At 41.7% G+C, this 12,545-nt stretch carries 13 protein-coding genes; all 13 read left to right on the top strand.

Annotated elements, in window-relative coordinates; translation table 11 throughout:
- Window positions 1-9: 9 nt before the first annotated feature.
- The 13 genes from M3225_RS12455 (at window position 10) to M3225_RS12395 (ending at window position 12,533) form a co-directional block, all read left to right on the top strand.
- Window positions 10-783: an enoyl-CoA hydratase/isomerase family protein gene (locus M3225_RS12455; RefSeq protein ID WP_251394114.1), complete on the top strand. Its 774-nt coding sequence runs from the start codon at window positions 10-12 to the stop codon at window positions 781-783.
- A gap of 14 nt (window positions 784-797) precedes the next feature.
- A complete protein-coding gene (locus M3225_RS12450; protein ID WP_251394112.1) occupies window positions 798-1,781 on the top strand; it encodes a quinone oxidoreductase family protein in 984 nt (327 codons plus the stop codon).
- A 193-nt stretch (window positions 1,782-1,974) separates the two neighbouring features.
- Window positions 1,975-2,859, top strand: a complete 885-nt coding sequence (gene pdxS / locus M3225_RS12445; protein ID WP_014460089.1) for a pyridoxal 5'-phosphate synthase lyase subunit PdxS — start codon at window positions 1,975-1,977, stop codon at window positions 2,857-2,859.
- A gap of 37 nt (window positions 2,860-2,896) precedes the next feature.
- Window positions 2,897-3,145 carry a ferredoxin gene (locus tag M3225_RS12440; protein ID WP_251394110.1) on the top strand — a complete coding sequence of 83 codons (249 nt, stop codon included), beginning with the start codon at window positions 2,897-2,899 and terminating at the stop codon, window positions 3,143-3,145.
- Window positions 3,146-3,358: 213 nt separating this feature from the next.
- The gene (locus M3225_RS12435) at window positions 3,359-3,688 is read left to right on the top strand and encodes a DUF3870 domain-containing protein (protein WP_013057066.1); all 330 of its coding nucleotides are present in this window, start codon (window positions 3,359-3,361) and stop codon (window positions 3,686-3,688) included.
- Window positions 3,689-3,867: 179 nt separating this feature from the next.
- Complete coding sequence (locus tag M3225_RS12430; RefSeq protein ID WP_251394108.1) at window positions 3,868-4,524, top strand: CoA transferase subunit A; 657 nt, start codon at window positions 3,868-3,870, stop codon at window positions 4,522-4,524.
- Between the two features lies 1 nt (window position 4,525).
- A complete protein-coding gene (locus tag M3225_RS12425) occupies window positions 4,526-5,188 on the top strand; it encodes a 3-oxoacid CoA-transferase subunit B (protein ID WP_251394106.1) in 663 nt (220 codons plus the stop codon).
- Window positions 5,188-6,378 (top strand): thiolase family protein, encoded by a 1,191-nt coding sequence (locus M3225_RS12420; RefSeq protein WP_251394104.1) that lies wholly within the window; start codon window positions 5,188-5,190, stop codon window positions 6,376-6,378. The genes M3225_RS12425 and M3225_RS12420 overlap by 1 nt, the downstream gene beginning before the upstream one ends.
- Window positions 6,366-7,751 (top strand): aminotransferase family protein, encoded by a 1,386-nt coding sequence (locus tag M3225_RS12415; protein WP_251394102.1) that lies wholly within the window; start codon window positions 6,366-6,368, stop codon window positions 7,749-7,751. Before M3225_RS12420 ends, M3225_RS12415 begins: the two co-directional genes overlap by 13 nt.
- Window positions 7,735-9,030, top strand: a complete 1,296-nt coding sequence (locus M3225_RS12410) for an aminotransferase class III-fold pyridoxal phosphate-dependent enzyme (protein ID WP_251394100.1) — start codon at window positions 7,735-7,737, stop codon at window positions 9,028-9,030. The genes M3225_RS12415 and M3225_RS12410 overlap by 17 nt, the downstream gene beginning before the upstream one ends.
- 28 nt (window positions 9,031-9,058) lie before the next feature.
- Window positions 9,059-10,516, top strand: a complete 1,458-nt coding sequence (locus M3225_RS12405) for an aldehyde dehydrogenase family protein (protein ID WP_251394098.1) — start codon at window positions 9,059-9,061, stop codon at window positions 10,514-10,516.
- 29 nt (window positions 10,517-10,545) lie between these two features.
- Window positions 10,546-12,066 (top strand): M81 family metallopeptidase, encoded by a 1,521-nt coding sequence (locus tag M3225_RS12400; protein WP_251394096.1) that lies wholly within the window; start codon window positions 10,546-10,548, stop codon window positions 12,064-12,066.
- On the top strand, window positions 12,054-12,533 hold the full coding sequence (locus M3225_RS12395; RefSeq protein ID WP_251394094.1) for a GNAT family N-acetyltransferase: 480 nt from the start codon (window positions 12,054-12,056) through the stop codon (window positions 12,531-12,533). The genes M3225_RS12400 and M3225_RS12395 overlap by 13 nt, the downstream gene beginning before the upstream one ends.
- Window positions 12,534-12,545: the final 12 nt, after the last annotated feature.

The following is a 12,545-nucleotide window of genomic DNA, read 5'->3' as shown; positions in this document are numbered from 1 at the left end:
ATCCGAATTATGAGTGATTTATTAGTAGAAAAGCAGGGATCTATTCTATCTTTAACGTTAAATCGTCCGGATCGTTTAAATGCATTCAGTGAGGAAATGCTTGAACGGTTAACAGCTGAAATGAAAAAGGCACAAAGCGATGAGTCTATTAAAGTCGTTATATTAAATGGAGCAGGGCGCTCGTTTTCTGCCGGAGGCGATGTAAAAACGATGGGCAAAGCATCAGGAGCTGATGTTTATGAACATATCGGCCGTTTAAATGAATGTATTTTAGCGATGCAAAATCTAGAGAAGCCGATTATTTCAGCAGTTCAGGGGTTTGCAGCAGGAGCGGCTTTTAATTTAGCTCTCGCTTCTGACTTTATCATTGCATCAGAAGAAAGTCGGTTCGTATTAAGCTTTTCTCAAGTTGGATTGATTTCAGACGGAGGAGGCCTTTACTTTCTTACAAAGGTCGTTGGACCCCACAGAGCTAAGGAACTATTGTTTTTAGGAGAGCCTCTGGATGCCGATACAGCTTATAAAGCCGGGTTTTTGAACCGTGTAGTGCCGTTAAATCAGCTGAAAGATGAGGTCACGTCCTTTGCAAGTCGCTTATCGCAAGGACCGACTAAAGCGTATGGGAAAATGAAAAAAATTGTCAATGATTCCTTTCATTTAACGTTAGAACAAGTCCTCGAACAAGAAAGGCTAACGCAAGTTCTTATGGTAGAAACGAGTGATCATCAAGAAGGAATATCCGCGTTTAAAGAAAAAAGAAAGCCAATATTTCAAGGGAAATAAGAGGGGGATATACGATGAAAGCCATTCAATTTACGCAGTACGGAGGACCTGATGTTCTTCAAGTTATCGATATTGCACGCCCTATACCAAAAAAGAAAGATGTACTCATTAAAGTTGCTGCAATTGGAGTTAATTACGCCGATGCTGCGCGGCGTGAAGGAGCCTATGTAGTAGAAACACCGCTCCCTTTTATTCCAGGTTCTGAAGTTGCGGGAGAAGTGGTCGAAGTAGGTGAGGACGTAAAAGGGATAAAAGTAGGTACAAAAGTTGTGACGTTGCTAGGATCTAATCGAGCAACAGGCTACGCTGAGTACACGCTGGCAGATTCAAGAGGCCTCATTCCTTTGCCGGACGATGTGGATTTAACACAAGCAGTTGCTTTGCCTCTTCAAGGACTAACGGCTTATCATATTTTAAAAACAATGGGTCGTCTTGAAAAAGGAGAAACCGTCATCGTTCATGCGGCAGCAGGCGGTGTTGGAACCTTAGCTGTCCAGCTTGCCAAAATTTTTGGAGCTGGAAAAGTCATTGCTACAGCGAGCTCCAAAGAAAAGCTTGAGCTTGCAAAAAATCTCGGGGCTGACGAAGTGATTAACTATACAGAAACGGGTTGGGAGAAACAAATTTTAGAAGTAACGGAAGGAAAAGGAGCCGATATTATTTTAGAAATGGTAGGGGGGCATATATTCTATGAATCCCTTCAATGTCTTGCACCATTTGGGCGCCTCATTTTTTACGGAATGGCTAGCGGAAAACCTGTAAAATTAAACCCAGCCCGCCTGATGGAAAAAAATCAATCGGTTCTCGGTTTTTTCTTACCTCAAATGATGACAAAACCAACGCTTTATCAGGAAAGCCTGCATGAGCTATTAAACTACGTAAATTCTGGTCGGTTAAAATTGATGCTGGGCGGCACATTTTCACTTGATGAAGCGGCAGATGTACATCGTCTGCTTCAAGGAAGAAAAACGACCGGGAAATTAGTGTTAGTTCCTTAACAAAACAGCTTCCGTCTCTAATAGGGATGGGAGCTGTTTTGTTTTAAAAAATTGGCTTTTATATGCCAAATTTTTAGAAACCGCTTAATAATTTGGCATAAAAATCAATGCTTTTTACTAATTTCTTCTATATTTTAACACTGGCATGGAAGTTGCATAATAAGTATTTGAACATATAAAGGAGGAATTGAATATGGTAAGAAATGGAACTGACCGCGTCAAGCGGGGAATGGCGGAAATGCAAAAAGGCGGCGTTATCATGGACGTTATCAATGCAGAACAGGCAAAAATTGCAGAAGCAGCAGGTGCTGTTGCCGTTATGGCATTAGAGCGTGTTCCAGCTGATATCCGTGCAGCAGGCGGCGTGTCTCGTATGGCAGATCCAACAATTGTTGAAGAAGTAATGAACGCTGTATCCATTCCAGTTATGGCAAAAGCTCGTATCGGCCATATCGTTGAAGCACGCGTGCTAGAAGCAATGGGTGTAGACTACATTGATGAAAGTGAAGTGCTCACTCCAGCTGATGAGGAATACCACCTTAACAAAAGTACATTTACGGTTCCATTTGTATGCGGATGCCGTGATTTAGGGGAAGCAGCAAGACGAATTGGCGAAGGTGCTTCAATGCTTCGTACAAAAGGCGAACCTGGGACAGGAAACATCGTGGAAGCAGTGCGTCATATGCGCCAAGTAAACGCTCAAGTACGTAAAGTTGTAGGTATGGACGAAGATGAGTTAATGACAGAAGCCAAACTATTAGGTGCGCCTTATGAGTTATTGCTGCAAATTAAACGTGAAGGTCGTTTACCGGTTGTAAACTTTGCAGCAGGCGGTGTAGCAACGCCTGCAGACGCAGCGTTAATGATGCAGCTAGGAGCAGACGGTGTGTTTGTTGGTTCAGGGATCTTTAAATCAGACAACCCTGAAAAATTTGCTCGTGCAATTGTTGAAGCAACAACACATTATCAAGACTATGAACTTATTGCAAGCTTGTCAAAAGGATTAGGAAGCGCAATGAAAGGGATTGAAATTTCATCGTTATTACCGGAAAATCGTATGCAAGAACGCGGCTGGTAATGAGTAATAACTTTTAAACTTAGTCAGGAGAATGATGATGGGAAAATATACGATAGTCGATAAAGAAACGTGTATTGCGTGCGGCGCATGCGGAGCTGCGGCACCTGATATTTATGATTACGATGATGAAGGAATTGCGTTTGTTATACTTGATGATAATCAAGGAACGGTTGAAGTGCCTAAAGAGCTAGAAGATGATTTAATGGATGCGTTTGAGGGCTGTCCAACAGAATCCATCCGTATAGCAGACGAAAAGTTTAATGGAGACTCGAATAAATTCCAATAAATCGGAATAAATAAAAAATAGAAAACTTTTTAAAAAGAAAAGAAGGATTTTGTCTAGAAAAGGCGAAATGTTAGTTGTGTAAGAACATATCTTTTTAAAAATGAAAGCACTTACATAACTAAAAGCATATGAGAGAATCTCATTTGATCTTTCAGAATTATTCATGTGAAAGTGCGAATTAACCAAATAGTTTTTAAAAGGAGATTAAGGGGCATGCAAATACTGAATACAGTCATTGTGACAGGATATGCAAAAGCTCCACAGGGAACTTCCATGTATGAAATGTATAAGCATGCGGGAATTGTACTAGAAGTGGATCTGACAGAGCATAAAATTGTAAATGCTGAGTTTACGTTTATTACGGAGCTGACGCAAAATTTTTTCCGGAAGCTGCTTATTGGTTACTGCCTTGCAGATGGAATTGAACCTCTTATTGAACGTATTCAAAATTATTATTTTGCTCCATCTCAACAGGCGATTATCGTAGCGCTTCAGGCTGCAATCCAACGTTACTGGGATAATGTGAATCAAAAAATTACATAGCGTTTGGTTAGAATAAAGTGAGAAGACAACCTCTTTTCATGGTCTTATTAAAACCAAGCAGACACACACACTTTACAAAGAGTCGGGGACATTCCTGTTTCTTTTTGGAGTCATTGTGTCCTGCTTGGTTTTTTTCGTGTAAAGCGCTGTGAAATATAAAAAGAAAAGGAGGAAACAAAATGAACAAAATCATCACGCGCGAAGAAGCAGTAGGAAAAATAACAGATGGCGCACGCATTATGGTAGGTGGATTTGGTCTTGTTGGAAGCCCGCTTAGTCTCATTGAAGCGATTGCCAAATCAAACCTTAAAAATTTAGAGATTATTAGTAATAACCTCGGCGAACCTGGAAAAGGATTAGGTGTATTAGTTCAAAAAAAACAAGTCAAAAAAGCTATAGGATCTTATTTTACTTCCAACCCAGAAGTTGTACATGCTTATCAAAAACAAGAACTTCAAGTGGAGCTCATCCCGCAAGGAACAATGTCTGAGGCTATTAGAGCAGGAGGCGCAGGCATCGGAGGATTTTACACGCCTGTGAGCGTAGGAACCCAGCTGGCTGAAGGAAAAGAAGAACGAGTGTTAAAAGGAAAGAAATATGTTTTGCAAGAATCACTGCACGCAGATGTAGCTCTTATAAAAGCTAAAAAAGCAGATCGACTCGGAAATCTTATTTACAGCAAATCAGCAAGAAACTTTAATCCAATGATGGCAACGGCCGCTGATATAGTGATTGCAGAAGTAGAAGAAGTGGTTGAAGTTGGACAGATTTCTCCTGAAGAAATTGTAACTCCTCATTTATACGTTACCTATATTGTAATGAAAGGAGAAAAATAAGATGAACGTCAAACAATATATTGCTGCGCGTGCTGCAAAAGAGCTTTGTCACGGAGATGTAGTGAACTTAGGGATAGGGATTCCTACTCTTGTTGCTAATTACATTTCACCCGATGTTCATGTGTTTTTACATTCAGAAAACGGGATTCTCGGTGTTGGGCCTACTCCTAAAGAAGCTTATGTAGATCCAGAACTTGTGAATGCTGGGAAGCTGCCCGTCACGGTTTTGAAAGGCTCCTCATTTTTTAACAGCGCTGATTCCTTTGCTATGATACGCGGGGGCCATGTAAATGTATCCATTCTTGGAGTACTTCAAGTAGATGAAGCAGGCCGAATTGCGAACTGGGCTGTTCCCGGAAAAAGTGTTCTTGGTGTAGGTGGAGCAATGGATTTATTAGAAGGCTCAAAAAAAGTTATTGTTACGACTCTTCATACGAATAGTCAAGGAGAGTCAAAGCTAGTCAAAAAGTTAACCTATCCGCTTACTTCAGAGCGGCGAGTCGATATGATTATTACGGAATTAGCTGTCTTTTCGGTAACGGACCTTGGTCTTGAACTTCTTGAAACAGCTCCGGGTGTTTCTTTGGAAGAAATACAGCAAAAAACACAGGCTTCTTTTCATGTTTCTAAATTGTTTAGTAAAGACAATGAGGTGACGGCATAATGGCAGTGATTGTAAATGCATTTCGAACGCCTATTGGAAAGTTTGGCGGTTCGCTTGCAGATACGCTTCCGGAAGAACTAGTCTCTCTTGTGATGAAAAACAATTTGTCTTCAGCTGGATACACGTCAGAAATTGTTGATGAAATTATCGTCGGACAAACGAAGCAAAGCGCTCATGCTCCTAATATAGCAAGAGTAGCTGGGCTGAAAGCCCAATTCTCTGAACGTATTCCAGCTTATACCGTGCACCGCCAGTGCGGATCGGGCATGCAGGCTGTGATGAATGGAGCCATGTCTATTTTATCAGGTCAAGCCGAAGTAGTATTAGCCGGAGGAGTGGAAAGCATGTCTCAAGCACCGCACTATACGGTAGGCACTCGTTTTGGTTTTCACGTTGGTGATTTAACACTCTATGACTCTAATACAGAAAGTCAGCCAAAATCACAGCCTGAAAGTTTATATGGAACGTTTACAATGGGACAGACGGCCGAGTGGATCGCTGAAAAGTATAGCATTAGCCGTACGGAACAAGATGAATTTGCTTTTTATAGTCAGGAAAAAGCTAGGCGGGCTATAGAACTTGATTTGTTTGAAGAGGAAATTATCCCTGTGCCTGTAAAAGAAGGAAAGAAAGGAATCAGGCATTTTGCAACTGATGAATTTCCTCGGCTTACTAGTAAAGAAAAGCTTGGTACGCTTAAGCCAGTTTTTCAAAGGAATGGAACAGTGACAGCCGGCAACTCATCCGGCAGAAACGATGGCGCTTCAATGCTGCTGTTGATGTCGGAAGAAAAAGCTGAGCACCTCGGATTAACACCTATGGCAAAGATTGTGTCGTTTGCCGCAACGGGCGTCTCTCCAAAGGAAATGGGAATTGGCCCTGTTTCGGCTTCACAAATTGCTTTAAATAAAGTCGATTTAAACTTGAGTGATATAGACTTAATTGAATTAAACGAAGCATTTGCTGCTCAAAGTATTGCTTGCTTAAGAGAATGGGATATCACATCAGAAAAAGTGAATGTAAACGGAGGAGCGATTGCGCTTGGACACCCTTTAGGCTGCTCCGGAGCAAGAATCATAACAACTCTGTGTCATGAACTCCAAAAGCAAAAAAGACGATATGGTCTCGCAACTATTTGCGTTGCAGGAGGCTTAGGAATGGCAATGGTGGTGGAAAGATGGACGAAATAAAAAGAGACTATGTGTTTCATAGAGATTTAACAAAAAAGTATCCGATAATTATACACGGTGAAGGAAGCTACTTAATAGATGAACAAGGAAAAAGGTATTTAGACGGCTGCTCTGGGGCTGTGGCGGCAAATTTAGGACACGGCATTGCCCAAATAGCCGAGGCGATGGCTGAGCAGGCAAGAAAAGCGGCGTTTGTTCATACATTACGTTTTGAAACGGATGTTTTGCACAAACTTGCAGGCAAAATTGGTCAAATGGCTCCTTTTCATTTAAACAAAGTCTATTTTACATCAGGAGGAGCAGAAGCAAATGAAAGTGCATTAAAGTTGGCAAGACAATATCACAGAGATGCCGGAAAGACACAAAAGCAAATTGTGATTGGAAGGTGGCAGTCCTATCATGGAAATACGATAGGTGCACTATCAGCCGGAGGAGATGTAAAAAGACGATACCCTTATACACCTAATCTTTTACATTTTGCTCACGTCTATTCTCCGTATTGTCATCGCTGTCCGTATAACCGCGATCAAGAGGACTGCGTGGCACAGCAAAACTGGAGCTGCATCACCGATATTGAACGCACCATTTTAGAGCTTGGTCCGGAAAATATTTCAGCTTTTATTGCGGAACCGATTGTAGGAAGTCAACAAGGAGCTGTTGTACCTCCGCTTGATTACTTTAAAAAAGTACGTGAGCTTTGTAGCCGCTATGACATTCTTTTGATTATTGATGAAGTCATGACAGGCTTTGGGAGAACGGGCACTGATTTTGCAGTGGAACAATTCGGAATTGAACCGGATATCCTAACGTTTGGTAAAGGAGTTTCAGCAGGTTACGCTCCTTTAGGAGGAATGATTGTCCATGACCGTCTGATTCAAGGGCTGATAGAAAATAGCAGTGGAAAATTTCTTCATGGCTATACGTACAGTGGACATCCTGTTTCAATAGCGGCAGGGCATGCTGCTTTGGATATGTATGAAGAAATGAATATTCTTCAAAACGTAGAAACTCAAGGTGCGTATTTAATGGAATGTTTAGTAGCCCTTCAGCGCAAGCATCCTTATATTTCCGATATTCGCGGGCGCGGGCTTTTAATCGGATTAGAACTAATGAAAGATGCCAATCAACAGGTATTTTTCAACCCAAGTGAAGGAGCTAGCGAAAAGCTCAATGAAATTTGTATGGAGCTTGGAGGCGTGTTTTATCCAGGATCCGGATCTGTAGATGGACATAAAGGAGAGCATATGATTATCAGTCCTCCTTTAAATATAACGAAATCAGAAGTTGAGGAAATAGTGAGATTGCTAGATAATGCATTTTCTATTTTTCATCAGCACATGAGAAAGGATGAGTCATATGAAAGTACAAAATAAAACAGAAGAGCTTCAAATCAAAGGAAAAAAACATTTATCACCCGTGATGACAAGAGTAACAGAGCTTGTTATTGAAAAAGCTCATGGTGCTAAATTCTGGACAGCTGATGGAACGGAATATATTGATTTTGTATCAGGAGTAGCCGTTAATGCAGTGGGCCATACGCATGAAAAGATGGTAGAGGCGATTAAAAAACAGGCAGATCAACTGCTTCACCTAGGCTTAAATTACGGCTACTACGAAACAGCTGTGAATTTGGCAGAAAAACTTGCGCAAATTACGCCAGGAAACTTAGATACGGTGTTTTTTTCAAACTCAGGCGCAGAAGCCATTGATGGAGCGCTTAAGTTAGCAAAAGCGGCCACTGGCAGACCAGCGATTATTGCTTTTGAAGGTTCTTTTCATGGCCGTACACTAGGAGCTACAGCTATTACGGCTTCAAGCTCTAAATACCGCAGCTACTACGAGCCTATTTTAGGAGAAGTATATCACGCACCTTATCCGTATCCAAGTCAGCTTCCCAATATTGACGAGGAAGAAGCGGAAGCATACTGCTTAAATCAGCTGCAAAAGCTGTTTGAACTGCGAGTAGATCCTTCACGCGTAGCAGCGATTGTAATTGAGCCAGTCATGGGCGAAGGAGGCTATTATCCTGCTCCTTCTAGCTTTTTACGCGCACTGAGAGACATAGCGAATGATTACGGCATTCTGCTTGTTTTTGATGAAGTGCAAACGGGATTTGGGCGTACTGGAAAAATGTTTGCGGGAGAACACGCTGGAGTTACGCCAGATATTTTAGTTTTAGCAAAAGCTCTTTCCGGTGGTATGCCACTAGGAGCGATTGTAGCAAGCCGGGAACTGCATGAGAAATGGCCAACCGCTGGACATGGTTCTACTTTTGGCGGAAATCCCGTATCGTGTGCAGCTGCTTTAGCTAATATTTCAATCATTGAAGAAGAAAAGCTTGTAGAGCGCAGTGAAAAAGTAGGTGCCGATATTGTTAAACGCCTTCAGCATTCCATCGGACATTTACCTGCCATCAAAGAAGTCAGAGGAATCGGTATGATGATTGCTATTGAATTTCATGTTGAAACCGCAGCTGCGTATGTCCCTGTTATTAAATCAAAAGCGCTGGAAAAAAGACTGCTTATTATGAACTGCGGAGTCAAAGGACAAACCATTCGTTTAATGTTGCCGCTAAATATTGATGAAGACGTGCTGAATCAAGGGCTGTCTTTACTAGAGGAAGTCATTACAGAAGCAGTTTCGATTAACTAGCTTTTTAAATGAAAGGAAGGATAACAATATGAGTCAGATTAAAACCGAACTGTTACAAGGAAATTTATATATTAATGGAGAGTGGGTAAGTGAAGAAAAGCAAACCTATTTTGAAAGCATAAATCCTGCAACACAAGAGCTCGTCGGAACGTGCGCAGCCGCTACGGCTGGTCAAGTAGATGATGCGGTAAAAGCGGCTAGTGCAGCCTACAGCCACTGGAAAAATACATCTATTCCTGAACGTGCAGCATTTTTAACAAAAGCAGCTGAGCTTTTTGAAAACAGAAAAGAAGAGCTAGCTCAAGTGATGACAAAAGAGATGGGAAAGCCGCTGGCAGAATCCATAGGGGAAGTTGGAGTTGTCATTGCAACAGCTCAGTATATGGCAGGAGAAGGAAGGCGCTTGTTTGGCGAAATAGTGCCCGCTGGCTTTCCTGACCGAGATATAAAAATGGTGCGCGAACCGCTTGGAGTTGTGGCATGCATTACACCTTGGAACTTTCCTGTTTCTCTCGCTTCTTATAAAATGTTTGCCGCTTTAATCGCTGGCAATACCGTTGTCTGGAAGCCGGCTTCAGAAGTGGCGCTTTCAGCGAAGATTTTTATGGAAGTATTACACGCTGCGGGACTTCCAAAAGGAACAGTTAACTTGCTTACAGGATCGGGTAGAATCGTTGGACAAAAGCTTGCTACGCACCCTGAAGTGAAAATCATCTCATTTACAGGTTCTACGGAAGTTGGGCAACAATTAGCAGAAATGAGCAGCAAAACCTTAAAACGCATTTCATTAGAGCTAGGAGGGAAAAACGCGGTTATCGTATTAAAAGATGCCGATTTGGATAAAGCAGCAGAAGGAATTGTCAAATCAGCATTTACGACAACGGGGCAGCGCTGTACGGCAGCTAGCAGAGTTATTGTGGAACGATCAGTCAAAGAAGAGCTTTTGAAAAAAGTAGTAGCTCTTACAAAAGAAATGAAGATTGGAAATGGTCTTGAACAAGGGGTTGTGATAGGCCCGCTTGTAAATGAACAGCAGGGCCGTTTGGTAGAAAATTACGTACAAAAAGCGGTAGAAGAAGGCGGGAATATTGCGCTCGGAGGTCATGCTTTATCAGAGTTAGGTACTTGTTATTACACGCCTACTATCATCGATAACGTCCGTTCTAACCATACAATTGCTCAAGAAGAGATATTTGGTCCTGTGCTTGCTTTTATTGAAGTAGAGGGCTATGAAGAAGCAATGAGCGTCAATAATGGGACGATGTACGGGCTTTCCACTTCTATTTATACAAGCAGCTTGCATTACGCCAGCCGAGCAGCTAAAGAGGCTGTTAGCGGGTTAGTCTATATCAATAACGGAACATCTAATGCTGAAATGGGGGTAGCATTCGGAGGGATGAAAATGTCTGGCAACGGCCACAGGGAAGTTTCTCATCATGCATTTGATGTTATGACAGAATGGAAGTCTGTCTACACCAACTATTAATCTCGCACCTTAGCGAAAAGGAGGAGCACATGTCTTCACATCGCATTGGCATTGCCTTTTTTTATCATGAATCTCACAGCTTTAGTCCATTAAAAACAGAGATAGAACAGTTTGTACAAGAAGGATATTTTGTTGGAACGGAAATATATAAAGCATACTCAGGAACCAAAACAGAAGTAGGAGGATTTTTAGATGTATTAAAGCAAGATGAGCAAGTAGAAATCGTTCCCCTTGTTTGTGCAGCAGCGATTCCGTCCGGGATTGTATCTTCTGAAGCTTATTGCACAATTGAACAGCAGATACTGCATGTACTTACTCATGTCGGCCCGCTGGACGGTTTGTTAATTGCTTTGCACGGTGCAATGGTAGTAGAACATCTTTTTGATCCTGAAGCCCATTTGCTACATCAGATAAGAGGCTGTATAGGAAGTGACGTTCCCATTGCTACTACGCTCGATATGCATGCAAATATCAGTGAAGATATGCTTAAGTACACGCCGCTTCATTTCGGTTTTAAAACATATCCTCATGTTGATATGTATGAACAAGGGGTAAATGCAGCGCAAGCACTTTTAACACAAATAAAAGAAAGCGCTCTCTATTATGCATCTTTAAAGAAATTGCCTATGCTTTTGCCGTCAATTAATATGCGAACTGCAAAAGGGCCTATGAAAAAAATGATTGACCTTGCTAAACAAGCCGAGCAAGAAGCAGACGTATACAATGTTTCCGTTTTTGGAGGCTTTCCGTATTCTGATATTCCAATCGCCGGAGCAAGCGTGCTCGTAGCTGCTTTGAATCCTGAAAAAGCAGAAAAAGTAGCAAATGCACTAGCTTCTCAGTTTTGGAGTATAAAAGAAGAATTTATCATGGATTTGCCTACCGTTGAAGAAGGTGTGCAAACAGCGTTAAAACTATCAAACACAAAGCCGACAGTGCTCGCTGATATAGCGGACAATCCTTTAAGCTGCGGAAGCGGCGATACAACAGAGCTTTTGGAATACATGCTGAAGCTAAATATGCCGGGGACGCTGTTTGGAGGTCTTTACGACCCTGACTCTATCAAAAAATGCGTGCAAGCGGGAATAGGAAATTACGTCTCTCTTTCCTTAGGAGGGAAAGTCTCTCCTGAGTTCGGAAAGCCCATTAAAGTTGAAGCCAAGGTCATTGCTTTATCAGAAGGTGAGTTTTACAATTCAGGACCGTTTAATCAGCATTTAAAAGTAAATGTAAAAGGTGCAGCTCATATTCAAGTAGGAGAAATGGACATTTTGCTGATTGGAAGGCCGGTATCAGCCAATGATCCTGAACTTTTTCGCCACATTGGCATTGAGCCAGCGACGAAAAAAATCATTGGTTTAAAAGCTAAAAATCATTTCAGAGCTGCCTTTGAACCACTTGTAGGCTCTATCATCTATGTTGATGCCCCTGGCGTAGCATCAAATCGCTTAACGACCTTTAATTATCGGCACCTTCCAAGCCCAATATGGCCGCTGCAAGATGCAAAATATGAAAGTGAAAAAAGGAGGAAAGAGAAATGGATGCATTAAAAGAGCAGTACTATATCGAAGTCCCAGAGTCGTTAAGTCCCGAGCAGCAAAAGGTGATGATTGAACTTGAAAAAGATGCATTTCCGGGCATGGGAGCCGTTGATGAACAGACGCTTGTACCTTTAGCCCGCTACGGCAAGCTCATTCAATATTTCCGGGAAAATGACGCAAGGCCAATTGCCATTTGCGAGCTGCTTCGAGATTACAAAGATGTCAAAAAGGCTTATATCTTTGGTTTCTACGTCCGCTCTGACAAACAAGGAAGCGGAATTGGACAACTTTTTTTAGAAGAAATATTTTCGATTCTAAAAAAAGATAATTTTGAAAGCGTTTGTTTGACTGTGAATGTAAAAAATGAAGGCGCTGTGAAGCTGTATAAAAAAATGGGCTTTATGATTAAAGAAACACGAGCAGGAGAGTTTGGCGAAGGAGAAGATCGTTATTATATGGTGCGGTCAATCTCTTAGTGGAAAATCTAT

It is taken from the genome of Priestia aryabhattai (assembly GCF_023715685.1).
Taxonomy (GTDB): Bacteria; Bacillota; Bacilli; order Bacillales; family Bacillaceae_H; genus Priestia; species Priestia aryabhattai_B.
Note: the sequence above shows the minus strand (reverse complement) of the source record. Positions and strands in the feature narration are given on the sequence as shown.

Bases quoted from the DNA above. Each gene is read 5' to 3' on its own strand.
- M3225_RS12420 (WP_251394104.1), top strand. From the start codon at position 5,188: ATGGCAGTGATTGTAAATGCATTTCGAACGCCTATTGGAAAGTTTGGC.
- M3225_RS12455 (WP_251394114.1), top strand. From the start codon at position 10: ATGAGTGATTTATTAGTAGAAAAGCAGGGATCTATTCTATCTTTAACG.
- M3225_RS12395 (WP_251394094.1), top strand. From the start codon at position 12,054: ATGGATGCATTAAAAGAGCAGTACTATATCGAAGTCCCAGAGTCGTTA.
- M3225_RS12400 (WP_251394096.1), top strand. From the start codon at position 10,546: ATGTCTTCACATCGCATTGGCATTGCCTTTTTTTATCATGAATCTCAC.
- M3225_RS12440 (WP_251394110.1), top strand. From the start codon at position 2,897: ATGGGAAAATATACGATAGTCGATAAAGAAACGTGTATTGCGTGCGGC.
- M3225_RS12430 (WP_251394108.1), top strand. From the start codon at position 3,868: ATGAACAAAATCATCACGCGCGAAGAAGCAGTAGGAAAAATAACAGAT.
- M3225_RS12435 (WP_013057066.1), top strand. From the start codon at position 3,359: ATGCAAATACTGAATACAGTCATTGTGACAGGATATGCAAAAGCTCCA.
- M3225_RS12410 (WP_251394100.1), top strand. From the start codon at position 7,735: ATGAAAGTACAAAATAAAACAGAAGAGCTTCAAATCAAAGGAAAAAAA.
- M3225_RS12415 (WP_251394102.1), top strand. From the start codon at position 6,366: ATGGACGAAATAAAAAGAGACTATGTGTTTCATAGAGATTTAACAAAA.
- M3225_RS12425 (WP_251394106.1), top strand. From the start codon at position 4,526: ATGAACGTCAAACAATATATTGCTGCGCGTGCTGCAAAAGAGCTTTGT.
- M3225_RS12405 (WP_251394098.1), top strand. From the start codon at position 9,059: ATGAGTCAGATTAAAACCGAACTGTTACAAGGAAATTTATATATTAAT.
- pdxS (WP_014460089.1), top strand. From the start codon at position 1,975: ATGGTAAGAAATGGAACTGACCGCGTCAAGCGGGGAATGGCGGAAATG.
- M3225_RS12450 (WP_251394112.1), top strand. From the start codon at position 798: ATGAAAGCCATTCAATTTACGCAGTACGGAGGACCTGATGTTCTTCAA.